The organism is Candidatus Kurthia intestinigallinarum, assembly GCF_003991225.1.
Classification (GTDB): domain Bacteria; phylum Bacillota; class Bacilli; order Bacillales_A; family Planococcaceae; genus Kurthia; species Kurthia populi.
Genome location: NZ_JTFC01000031.1, coordinates 303,121 through 315,016 on the forward strand (window position 1 = coordinate 303,121; position 11,896 = coordinate 315,016).

Below are 11,896 nucleotides of genomic sequence, written 5' to 3' on the forward strand. Positions count from 1 at the left end.
GAAGAAACGACAGAAACTATTGGAAATCCATGAAAAGAGAGAATTTCAGACCTTTGACGGAAAAATTAAGTTTGTTTTACATAAATAAACTTAATTTTCTTGTTTTTCATTCTTTTTATGTGTTTAAATTTCAAAAAAAGGGAATCATACTACTATACGAATAGAAGAACAACAATAAATATTACAAAAAAGCGAGGTGAAAGCTTCTACGCTACGCCGTAGAAGTAGCAATTATGATGAAAATTCTATGGATTCCCATCGCATTGTTTATTTTCTCACTAACAGCATATATGGTAGCTACTTGGGGTACTGACGGTGCAACAACATTGAAAATGCTCATCGGTCAAGGGGTTATGATTCCGTTCTTCTTCTTCGTTCTCTTATTCATTTGGCGATTTAATCAACAGCATAAAAAATCTTACACGGCTTAAACAGTATAAAAAACGCAACGTTAAAAACATGAGTAACAAAAAGAAGGAATCGCGCGTGTGCGTGATTCCTTCTTTTTATTGAGAAATATAATATTAAGTAAGAAAGGATTTACATCAGCTTTCCATTAACCTTTAAATGGATTATCTGGATTAATATAAATACGTTCCATTTGTTTCGCTTGACCTGTTTTATCATCCAGCTCAACAAATACAGCACTTAATACCGCGTCGCCTTTTGTTGGTACTTCAAAACGAACAGGTAAATTTGTTTGGAAACGATAAAGGACACTTTCTTTTTTCATCCCTAATACTTCATTATAAGGACCTGTCATTCCTACATCACTAATATAAGCTGTTCCGCCTGGTAAAATGCGAGAATCAGCTGTTTGAACATGTGTATGCGTGCCGACAACACATGATGCTTCTCCCGCTAGATGCCAGCCAAGCGCAATTTTTTCACTCGTTGTTTCAGCATGGAAATCAACGAAAACAAGTGGTGATACTTTTTTTGCTTCTGCTACAAGCTCTTTCCCCACTTTAAACGGATCTTCATGCGGTGGTAAAAAGACACGGCCATGTAAGTTAATAATTGAAATGGTTTGACCATTTTTTGTTACTGTCGTCATCCCTTTACCTGGCGCATCCTCTGAGAAGTTTGCTGGACGTACTAAATAATCAGCGTCATCGATAAAATCAAAAATTTCGCGTTGATCCCACGTATGGTTCCCCATTGTCATAGCATCGACACCCATCATTAATAAATCTTGATAAATACGACGTGTTAACCCGCGTCCTTTTGCGGCATTTTCTGCATTTGCGATGACAACATCAATAGCATATTTACGCTTTAATTTTGGTAGGTATTTCTCTACAGCATCTAAACCGATGTCCCCTACGATATCGCCGATAAATAAAACTTTCATTGTTTAAGCTCCTTAATAATACAAGTTATCTTTACTTTACCACAATACGCTTCTGCTTTGGAAAATGCATTAAAAAAAGAAGAGATTTGCCTAAGCAATCTCTTCTTCCATTTATTTTGCATATTCAACAGCGCGTGTTTCACGAATGACCGTAATTTTAATATGTCCTGGGTAATCCAGTTCATCTTCAATACGTTTTCGAATATCGCGTGCAAGACGATGTGATGATAAATCATCTACAGCATCTGGACGTACAATAATACGAATTTCACGACCTGCTTGAATCGCATATGATTTTTCGACACCTTCATAAGATTCGGAAATCTCTTCTAGCTTTTCAAGACGTCGAATATAGTTTTCAAGCGTTTCACTACGAGCACCTGGGCGTGCAGCTGATAATGCATCAGCAGCCGCTACAAGCACCGCAATAACAGATGTTGCTTCTGTATCACCGTGGTGAGAAGCAATACTATTAATAACGACTGGATGCTCTTTGTATTTTGTAGCAAGCTCTACGCCGATTTCAACGTGTGAGCCTTCTACTTCATGATCAATTGCTTTACCGATATCGTGCAGTAACCCTGCACGCTTCGCAAGCATCACATCTTCACCAAGTTCAGCAGCAAGTAAACCTGTTAAATGCGCTACTTCGATTGAGTGTTTTAAAACATTTTGACCGTAACTTGTGCGATACTTCATACGACCTAAAATTTTCATTAAATCTGGATGTAAATTGTGAATGCCAAGGTCAAATGTTGTTTGTTCCCCAGTTTCACGAATTTGTTCATCAATTTCACGACGAGATTTTTCCACCATTTCCTCGATACGCGCTGGGTGAATACGGCCGTCTTGTACTAATTTTTCAAGAGCTAGGCGGGCTGTTTCACGGCGAATCGGATCAAAGCCTGAAAGAATAACTGCTTCTGGTGTATCATCGATAATCAAATCAATACCTGTCAATGTTTCAAGTGTACGAATGTTACGACCTTCGCGGCCAATAATACGGCCTTTCATTTCATCGTTTGGTAAATTCACGACCGAAACGGTTGTTTCAGCCACATGATCTGCAGCAAAACGTTGAATTGCTAATGATAAAATTTCGCGCGCTTTCTTATCTGCTGTTTCTTTAGCACCTGATTCCGCTTCCTTTGTCATAACAGCGATATCAGTAGTAAGTTCTGTTTCTACGTCTTTAAGAATAATTTCTTTTGCTTCATCGCGTGTTAGAGCTGAAATACGTTCAAGTTCAGCGCTTTGTTTAGCTACAAGCTCTTCTGCTTTGCCTTCCATCTGTTCAATATGCTGTTGTCTGTCAGCTAGAGACGTTTCCTTACGCTCTAAAGCTGTCTCTCGATTATCGAGAGATTCATCCTTACGATCTAAGTTTTCTTCACGCATTAACAAGCGGTTTTCTTGTTTTTGTAATTCAGAACGACGATCACGGATTTCAGTTTCTGCTTCTGTTCGAAGTTTGTGAGTTTCATCTTTTGCTTCAAGAAGTGCTTCCTTCTTCAGTGCTTCCGCTTCTCTTTTACCATCTTCGATAATCATTTCTGCGGTACTTTTAGCACCTGTCACTTTTGAATCATTCACTTTTTTCATGACGAAATAGATAACAGCGGCACCGACGATGAGTCCAAGCAAAGCGGAGATTATGATTTCAATGCCCATTCGAACACCTCCTCTTGCTATTTTAAAAAAACATTTCAGTCGGCTATACATTGCATATTACAATATACTGCCTATTTCATTTCAGTTTAGAAATAATACAATTTCATTGTATAGATGAAGAAAAGGACTGTCAAGGATTCACAGTATTTGGATATTCTTTTCTTTCGTCATACGAATTATTTTCATATTATAAAAAATGTGTATTTTTTTATTAAAAACACATAAAAAGAGAGCTGTTCTGATAAGAAGATACTTACAGAACAGCTCACTTATAAATCGATAGTCTTATTCTTTGTCTAAACCTAAATCAGCAGCTAATGCTGGATCCATTTTTTCTTCCTCTTCTTCAGGAACAACATATTCTTCGCTAGCAATACCTGCTGCCACACGAATTTTTTGTGCGATTTCTGCGCAAACTTCTGGATTTTCTTTTAAGAATTGTTTTGCATTTTCACGGCCTTGACCTAAACGTTCGTCACCGTAAGCAAACCATGAACCCGATTTTTGAACGATTTCATATTCAACACCAAGGTCAACTACTTCCCCAACGTATGAAATTCCTTCACCATACATAATATCAACTTCTGCTACTTTAAATGGTGGCGCTACTTTATTTTTCACAACTTTAATTTTTGTACGGTTACCGACCATGTCACTACCTTGTTTAATTGTTTCAGCACGACGCACTTCTAAACGAATTGTTGAATAGAATTTAAGTGCACGACCACCTGTAGTTGTTTCAGGGTTACCAAACATAACACCGATTTTTTCACGTACTTGGTTAATGAAAATAGCGATACAGTTCGATTTGTTAATGATACCTGATAATTTACGTAACGCTTGAGACATTAAACGAGCTTGTAGACCCATGTGAGAGTCGCCCATTTCTCCCTCGATTTCAGCTTTCGGTACTAATGCTGCAACAGAGTCAATGATGATAATATCGATAGCTCCACTACGTACTAATGCTTCAGTAATTTCAAGTGCTTGTTCACCTGTATCTGGTTGAGATAGTAATAGTTCGTCGATATTAACGCCTAATTTTTCTGCATATGATGGGTCTAATGCGTGCTCAGCATCGATGAATGCTGCTTGACCACCATTGCGTTGTACTTCAGCAATTGCATGAAGCGCAACCGTTGTTTTACCTGATGATTCGGGTCCATATACTTCAATAATACGACCTTTAGGGAAACCACCAACTCCAAGAGATAAATCAAGTGTTAATGAACCAGTTGATGATGTAGAAATTTTTCTATCTGCTTGTTCCCCTAATTTCATTACTGAACCTTTACCAAATTGTTTTTCAATTTGCTTTAATGCCATATCTAAGGCAGCTTTACGATCGTTCAATGTATTTCCTCCTTCATTACACGTCTGTTGTGTCTATACATACTACTATACTTCAATTTCATAAAATACTCAAGAAAAAAGCGAACATTTATTCGTACTTTTTTCTGCTGTTCTGTAATTATAAGTTGTTTTTTTTGGACGTTCAAACGAAACGTCCCAAATTTATTAGCTATTTTTTAATTTTGAATAACCCTGTTCGCTTAATAATTGAATAATAAAATTTTGACATGCTTTAACAGCTAACAAACGATTCGTATTGCGCTGAGCTGACAACTGAAGCTTATACGTATGCACTGTATCTTTTATCGCAATTCCAATCCATACTGTACCAGCTGGGCTACCATCATGTGCATCAGGACCTGCAGCACCCGTCAAACCAACTCCAATATCCGCATCAAATTTCTCACGGGCACTTAAAGCCATTGCTTCTGCACACTGTGAGCTCACAACCGTATATTCTTCAAGAAGTTCTCGAGAGATATCTAGTTGTTTAATTTTCATTTCTTCATTATAAACAACAACACCACCTTGTAATGCTTCTCCTACTCCAGGAATATCCGCTAATGTTGCCATAAAACGTCCTGCAGTTAAGCTTTCTGCAGCAGCTATTGTTAACTTATTATCGATAAGCATTTCCACTAGCTTAGACGATAGTGAATCGTCATTAATACCGTAAAAGTGTTTCCCAACACGTTGTAAAATTTCTTGTTGAATTGGTTCAATTAACTCACGGGCACGTATTTCACTCTCTGCTTGAGCTGTAATTCGTAGCATGACTTCTCCGTCACTAGCAAGCGGTGCAACCGTTGGATTCGTTAAATCTAACAAATCCGATACTTCTACCTCGAGTGCTGATTCCCCAATACCATAAAAATGAAGCACCTGCGATACGATTTGCTCGCCATCACTAACAATCGATGCTAATAAAGGTTTTGCCTCAAATTGAAACATTGGTTCTAACTCACTCGGTGGTCCAGGTAATAACATATAGAAATGCTTATCTGTTTCATAAAACATCCCGGGCGCCATCCCATGACGATTTGTCAACACCGTCGCACCGTCTAGGACAAGTGCTTGTTTTTTATTATTGTCTGTCATCACGCGATTTCTCACATCAAAAAAATGTTGAATACTCGCCATCGCCTGATCGTTTTGTACAAGATTTACATTTAAATGCTGTGCAATGGTCTCCTTCGTTAAGTCATCCTTTGTTGGGCCCAATCCACCACTAAAAATAATGATATCTGCTCGGCTCTCAGCAATCTCAATCGCTTGCAACAATCGTCTCGGATTATCCCCAACAACTGTATGATGGTAAATATGAATTCCTAATTCCGTTAATTGACTTGAAATAAATCGTGCATTCGTGTTATTGATTTGCCCAAGTAATAGCTCCGAACCTACTGCAATAATTTCTGCATTCATGCGTTTTCTCCTCCAAATAAAAAAATACTTTCTATACATATTTACCATAAAGTATAGAAAGTATTCAAAATTAATTAATTAAATTACATTGAGTCTAATAAAAGACGACGATTTTTCCAGAAATAATCGAGACCTGATAACAATGTAAAGAAGAATGCTACATATAACATGATTTGGTCAAATGGGAAATTCCACATTTCAAAAATGATGTTGTGCAATAGTAAAAACGCTAATGCTACCATTTGAGACCATGTTTTAAGCTTTCCTAAGTTACTTGCAGCAATAATGACATTTTGCTCCGCGCCAATTGAACGAAGGCCTGTAACAGCAAACTCACGCGCTACAATGACGATGATTACCCATGCAGGTGCTACACCCCATTGCACTAAAATAATAAATGCTGCTGTGACTAATAATTTGTCCGCTAATGGGTCTAAAAATTTCCCCATATTCGTTACTAAATTATATTTACGAGCTAAGTGACCATCAAAGAAATCGGTAATTGATGCAATAATAAATACAATCGCACCGACTAAATGTTCAATTGGCATTGTAGCGCCAAGTAACGTAATGTTACCCCATCCAAAATTGACAACCATTAAAATAACGAAAATCGGAATCATCACGACACGAGAAACGGTTATTTTGTTTGGTAAATTCATTTCTTTCACCCTTTTTCAAAGAAAATAGCCATCAAATGATGACTATCTTCTGACATTATTTCATTTCAATAACAATATTTTGCGTTGGACGACTTGAAGCAGGAACTAATAGTTTTACTTCTTTGTTGTTAATAAATACTTTCCCTGCTGAAGCAGCACCTAAACGAATTCGAATGGATTCTTGGTCTTTTGCATTATATTCTAACTTTTGACCACTTGAATACATTTTACCTGTTACAAGATTTGCACCTGCAGCAGTTGTAATACCAACCCAGTTTTCGCCAGTCATTTCAACTCGAACTTTGAAGTTTTTCGTATTAGATAATGTGTATTTCGTTGTTGCACCATCGCCAGCATCTGTACCTTTTGATAACTTACCAGCTTTTTTCTTTTCTTTCGCTGCTTTTTCTTTAGCAGCTTTCTCTTTCGCCGCTTTTTTCTTAGCAGCAGCTTCTTTTTTCGCTGCTTTTTCTTCCGCTTCTTGATCTTTTACTTCTTGTTCTTTCGTTGTATCTACTTTAGTTTCTGTAGATGTAGCTGCTTTTTGTTCTTGCTTCACGTCATCTGTTACATCATTATTTTTAGATTGATGATTCGCTAAGAACCAAATAACTGCAATCACAACAATGACAACGACAGCTACCGCAATTTTTGGCATTAAATCGGTCATTTTACGTTGTTGCTTAGCTGTTTGCTTAATTTTCGCTGCAGGTTGTGCTGTACGTTGATTCGTACCACCTTTTGGTTGCTGAATCGCAGTTGATACTGTTCCAGCCGCCTCTGCTGCTTTATTCGCAGGAATTTCAGATTTATATGTTTCTAAAATTTCATTGGCATCTAATCCGACTGCCTCTGCGTATTGTTTAATAAATGCACGTACATAAAATGCACCGGGCATTACGCTAAAATTGCCTTCCTCGATGGCAGACAAATAGCGTTTTTGGATTTTTGTGATTTCTTGTAAATCTTCCAAACTATACCCTTTGGCCATTCTCGCTTCTTTTAAGCGAGTACCTAGTTCTGCCAAGTTAAACACCTACCTGTTAAAAGTTAAAGTCTCCAAAACCGCCGAAACCACCTGATTCGTTGAAGAAATCATTTTGTTGCTCATGCTTTTCAAGAATCTGATATGTAATTTCTTCCTCTGGATGATGTCTCAATTCGATTATATAATCGAAATCTTCTAGCGTGTATTCCGAATGTTGAACGAAAATATCAGGATGCTCCACTACTTTAATGGATGGTTGTTGCATCATTTCTCGCACTAATTGTTGATGTCGTTCGTCTGACGAACGACGCGTCACTGCTCCGTCAATAATAAATACATTATTACCACCATATTCATCACCATGTAGCTTCTGACGCACCGTCTGTTTAATCATTGTAGACGATAAAAAGAGCCATTTTTTGTTCGCACAAACACTGGCTGCTACAATAGATTCCGTTTTTCCAACACGAGGCATACCACGTACCCCAATTAATTTATGTCCTTCTTTTTTAAATAGTTCGGCCATAAAATCAACTAAAATCCCTAGTTCATCGCGTACAAAACGAAATGTCTTCGTTTCGTCGCCCTCACGTTGAATGTAACGACCATGACGAATTGCTAACCGATCTCGCGTTGTTGGTTTTCTAAACTTTGTCACACGAATCATTTCCATCGTAGAGACAATATTTCGAAATCGTTCAATTTGCTCAGCCTTTTCAGCGCGAATCAACATACCGCGACGCACTAAATCGACACCATTAATTGTAACAATATTGACACGCAGCATACCTAATAGCGACGCAATATCTCCTAATAAACCCGGACGATTTACCTGTATCTCATATTCAAAATACCATTCGTTCATACAAGGTTCTCCCTTCATATATAACGATTAAAACATTTCTATGTTTCATAATAGCGGATTTTGTAACAGATTAAAAGAAAAAAAGGAAAACTACGACAAAACGATGACATTCCTTTCATTTTCAAAATCTATTTCATACTTTTTTTATGTACATTGCCAAATACTTGTTGAATGAAAAAAAGCTGAAATCGTCACCTTGTACGTTTCCAGCTTTTTTCATTAAATATACCAGCCACCATTAACACGCATGATTTGTCCGGTCATATAATCTGCTTTTCCAGATAATAAAAATGATACAAAATGTGCCACTTCTTGTGGTTGGCCTGCTCGTGCCATCGGAATTTCCGATACAACATCCGCAAGCTCTTGCTCGGTTAAATGCCCATTCATCGATGTTTGAATCATCCCCGGTGACACAGCATTTACTTTCATACCATTAAAAGCGACTTCCTGTGCATAGGCTTTTACAAAACTATGCACCGCACCCTTAACCGCTGAATACATCACTTCGCCAGCGCCACCCGCTTCGCCCCAAATTGAGCCAATCATGGCGATATAGCTCGATTCATGACGACGCATTTTAGGTGCTAGTTCTCGAATAATTTCTACAGGCGATTGCACATGCACCATCCAAAGCGACTGCATATCACTCGCAGTTGTATCATCAATTAATTTATATAAGGCTTGCCCACTCGCTACAACAATCGCTTCGATATCAAAGATAGACTGTGCAAGCTTTTCTGCAGCTCCTGGTATACTGAGCTCCGCTTGAATCATCATAAATTCTTGCTCAGGATAACACGCCATTAATTCTTCAGCTAATGCTGTCACGGGATGGCGATTGTATTGTAAGTATAAGCTAAAACCATCCTTCGCAAGCTCACGAGCCGTCGCCGAACCAATTGCACCTGAAGCACCTAACACTAAACAAAAGCGTTTCATTAAGCTTGCGCCTCTTTTGTTAATGGATTAATCGTAAAGACAGATTGTTGGCTTTCACCTGTGATCGATGTTAATGCTTGCTCGACATCCGCTATCGTTAACTCTTCAATAACTGGGACAATATCAAATAGATTCATATCATTGAATTTATAACGTGTAAATTGGTTCGCAATAAATTCAATTGAGTTTAACGCACGTAAATTAAAGCCAATTTTACGACGTTTCACACGGTCTAAATCTTCTTGTGTAAATGGTAGTTGTACTGATGCATCCTCCATAACTTGTTTCATTGCTGCAATCAATTCTGTTGGATAAGCAGTATCTGAACCTACCATTGCAAAACCGAAACCTTCTTCTAATGAGAAGTCATATGAATACGATTCATCAATCCAACCTTGTTGGTACACTTCTTCATAAAATGTTGAAGAGCGACCATATAATAAATCAAGCGCTAACTGGATAGCTAATTCATGCTTCATCATTTCCGCACCCTGTAAGCTCACTTCACGCGCTTTAAATGATACATACGCTTTCGGTTTTAATACGTCCATTTCTAATGTACGTTCTTTTACCGCTACATCCGATGCTTCCTCTACATGAATGCGATTGATTGGTTGTGGCGCTGCAAATGTTTTCGTCTGTTGATTATCACGAATCGTTTGCATCATTTCCTCTGGATCCACATTTCCAATCGCAAATAATAGCATATTTGATGGATGGTAGAATGTGTTGTAGCACGTATATAAATGCTCTGCTGTAATGCCATCAATCGATTCAACAGTACCCGCAATATCAATTTTCACAGGATGCTCGTGGTAAAGATTTTCGATTGAGCCAAAATAAACGCGCCAATCTGGTTGGTCATCGTACATTTGGATTTCTTGTCCAATGATGCCTTTTTCTTTATTAACCGTTTGCTCTGTGAAATAAGGCTGTTGCACGAAATCTAATAATGTATTCGTGCTTTCCTTAATATGGTCCGTTGCTGAGAATAAATACGCTGTACGTGTAAATGACGTAAAGGCATTTGCTGAAGCCCCGTACTCACTAAATTTTTGGAAAATATCGCCCTCTTCTTTTTCAAACATTTTATGCTCTAAGAAATGCGCGATACCATCTGGTACAGTCACTGCCTCTTCCTCACCTAATGGCACGAATGAACGGTCAATTGAACCATATTTTGTTGTAAAGGTAACGAATGTTTTCGAGAAGCCTTTTTTCGGTAAAATATAGACATCTAAACCATTCGGTAATTTTTCATAATGTAATGTTTCTTCTAATTGATCAAAGTGGATTTTTTCCATTACTGTGCATCCTCCCCGCTTAAGAAGTAAACAGTTTCTTTTTTCAATTGTGCTGCCATTGCTACAACATCTTCTTTCGACACTGCATCCCATTTCGCACTCATATTTTCAACTGTAAATTCTTCTGGTAATTCACGATATTGATTGTAAAGCTCGATTTGGCCACGAGCTGAATCTAATGCTTCTTTTAATTGATTTTTCAGCATTGCCTTTGTTTGCATAATTTCTAAATCCGAAATATCACCTTGACGGATTGCTTCTAATTGTTCATCGATTAAACGACGCGCTTTTTCTTCATTTTCTGCTTCAATTCCTGACATCACGTACATTAAACCGTACTGTGCTGAGTATGAGCTTGAGCAGTAGTAAGCAAGACTTTCTTTTTCACGCACATTCATAAATAATTTCGCGTGTGGGTAACCACCAAAAATCCCGTTAAAGATTTGCATTTTCGGGAAATCAGGGCTTGTAAACTGCACCGGCGTTGAATAACCGATATGTAGTTTCCCTTGGCGTGTATCAAATGTTTCTTTTGTGTAGTCCGCTGTTGCGTGTGATTCTGGTAATGCAGGTGCCACTTTTGGTTTACGTGCACTAAATGGGAATACTTCTTTAAGCGATTGAATCATTTGTTGTTCGTCAATGTCACCAATAACAAAAATATCAATTTCATCTTCATTTAGCATCGCTTCGTATGCTTCTTTTAAACTCGCTGGTGTAACAGCTTGAACCGTTTCAACCGTACCATTTACTGATGTTGATACTGGATGATTTGGACGTAAGATTTCTTGCAGACGTTTTTGTGCATAACGTGATTTATCGTCAAATATAGATTGAATACGTTCAACAACCATTTCACGTTCACGTTCGACAATCGTTTGTTGGAAAAGTCCTTGTTCATCAAGATTTGGTTCAAACAGCACCGTATGCATTAATGATAATACTTCATTTAATACATCGCCTGTTTTTAAATAATGGTCATTTACTGTTTCAACATTTAATAAAACGATTTGCTCATTTCCTTGTTTTGTCGTATCTAAGTAAAGCACCGTACCATATAAATCATCTAATTTCATGCGCATCGCTGCCGCTGATTGGAATTTCGCATTACTATGTTGTAATACATTTGTCAGCACTGTACGATTTGCCGCTTCTTCTGTATTTAATGGTCGCTTTAATTTAATTGAAAAATTAACTGTTTTAAATTGCTCTGATTTACGCGTAAAAATTGTAACACCTTCCGCGATTTCCGTTCTGTTAAACATGTGACCCCTCCTAATTCTCCTGGGTAAAACACCATTAGTACCACTATATATGAGTTTTCTTTGCTTT

Annotated in this window: 11 protein-coding genes; 1 reads left to right on the forward strand and 10 read right to left on the reverse strand. The window is 37.8% G+C overall.

Translation table 11 applies throughout. The features are described from left to right. The first annotated feature begins 233 nt into the window (after positions 1-233). A complete protein-coding gene (locus QI30_RS10125) occupies positions 234-431 on the forward strand; it encodes a hypothetical protein (RefSeq protein ID WP_020189514.1) in 198 nt (65 codons plus the stop codon). Between the two features lie 125 nt (positions 432-556). Here QI30_RS10125 and QI30_RS10130 read toward each other — a convergent pair whose 3' ends face one another. From QI30_RS10130 to yfmF, 10 genes are all read right to left on the reverse strand, one after another. Beyond that, positions 557-1,354, reverse strand: coding sequence for a TIGR00282 family metallophosphoesterase (locus tag QI30_RS10130; protein WP_020189513.1), 798 nt, complete (start codon positions 1,352-1,354; stop codon positions 557-559). Positions 1,355-1,465: 111 nt separating this feature from the next. Then, positions 1,466-3,025, reverse strand: coding sequence for a ribonuclease Y (gene rny / locus QI30_RS10135; protein WP_126990726.1), 1,560 nt, complete (start codon positions 3,023-3,025; stop codon positions 1,466-1,468). 285 nt (positions 3,026-3,310) lie between these two features. Beyond that, positions 3,311-4,378 (reverse strand): recombinase RecA, encoded by a 1,068-nt coding sequence (gene recA / locus QI30_RS10140; protein ID WP_126990727.1) that lies wholly within the window; start codon positions 4,376-4,378, stop codon positions 3,311-3,313. 165 nt (positions 4,379-4,543) lie between these two features. Then, positions 4,544-5,803: a competence/damage-inducible protein A gene (locus QI30_RS10145; protein ID WP_126990728.1), complete on the reverse strand. Its 1,260-nt coding sequence runs from the start codon at positions 5,801-5,803 to the stop codon at positions 4,544-4,546. Positions 5,804-5,886: 83 nt separating this feature from the next. Next, positions 5,887-6,465 (reverse strand): CDP-diacylglycerol--glycerol-3-phosphate 3-phosphatidyltransferase, encoded by a 579-nt coding sequence (gene pgsA, locus QI30_RS10150; protein ID WP_020189509.1) that lies wholly within the window; start codon positions 6,463-6,465, stop codon positions 5,887-5,889. A gap of 55 nt (positions 6,466-6,520) precedes the next feature. Then, positions 6,521-7,492: a helix-turn-helix domain-containing protein gene (locus tag QI30_RS10155; protein ID WP_020189508.1), complete on the reverse strand. Its 972-nt coding sequence runs from the start codon at positions 7,490-7,492 to the stop codon at positions 6,521-6,523. 16 nt (positions 7,493-7,508) lie between these two features. Beyond that, complete coding sequence (locus tag QI30_RS10160) at positions 7,509-8,318, reverse strand: DUF3388 domain-containing protein (protein WP_126990729.1); 810 nt, start codon at positions 8,316-8,318, stop codon at positions 7,509-7,511. 219 nt (positions 8,319-8,537) lie between these two features. Further along, on the reverse strand, positions 8,538-9,260 hold the full coding sequence (gene ymfI, locus QI30_RS10165) for an elongation factor P 5-aminopentanone reductase (RefSeq protein WP_020189506.1): 723 nt from the start codon (positions 9,258-9,260) through the stop codon (positions 8,538-8,540). Then, positions 9,260-10,564, reverse strand: a complete 1,305-nt coding sequence (gene yfmH / locus QI30_RS10170) for an EF-P 5-aminopentanol modification-associated protein YfmH (RefSeq protein WP_126990730.1) — start codon at positions 10,562-10,564, stop codon at positions 9,260-9,262. The genes ymfI and yfmH overlap by 1 nt, the downstream gene beginning before the upstream one ends. After that, a complete protein-coding gene (gene yfmF, locus QI30_RS10175) occupies positions 10,564-11,829 on the reverse strand; it encodes an EF-P 5-aminopentanol modification-associated protein YfmF (protein ID WP_126990731.1) in 1,266 nt (421 codons plus the stop codon). Before yfmF ends, yfmH begins: the two co-directional genes overlap by 1 nt. Positions 11,830-11,896 lie beyond the last annotated feature (67 nt).

Coding starts and splice junctions, on each gene's coding strand:
- QI30_RS10125 (WP_020189514.1), top strand. CDS start 234: ATGATGAAAATTCTATGGATTCCCATCGCATTGTTTATTTTCTCACTA.
- QI30_RS10130 (WP_020189513.1), bottom strand. CDS start 1,354: ATGAAAGTTTTATTTATCGGCGATATCGTAGGGGACATCGGTTTAGAT.
- rny (WP_126990726.1), bottom strand. CDS start 3,025: ATGGGCATTGAAATCATAATCTCCGCTTTGCTTGGACTCATCGTCGGT.
- QI30_RS10145 (WP_126990728.1), bottom strand. CDS start 5,803: ATGAATGCAGAAATTATTGCAGTAGGTTCGGAGCTATTACTTGGGCAA.
- pgsA (WP_020189509.1), bottom strand. CDS start 6,465: ATGAATTTACCAAACAAAATAACCGTTTCTCGTGTCGTGATGATTCCG.
- QI30_RS10160 (WP_126990729.1), bottom strand. CDS start 8,318: ATGAACGAATGGTATTTTGAATATGAGATACAGGTAAATCGTCCGGGT.
- ymfI (WP_020189506.1), bottom strand. CDS start 9,260: ATGAAACGCTTTTGTTTAGTGTTAGGTGCTTCAGGTGCAATTGGTTCG.
- yfmH (WP_126990730.1), bottom strand. CDS start 10,564: ATGGAAAAAATCCACTTTGATCAATTAGAAGAAACATTACATTATGAA.
- yfmF (WP_126990731.1), bottom strand. CDS start 11,829: ATGTTTAACAGAACGGAAATCGCGGAAGGTGTTACAATTTTTACGCGT.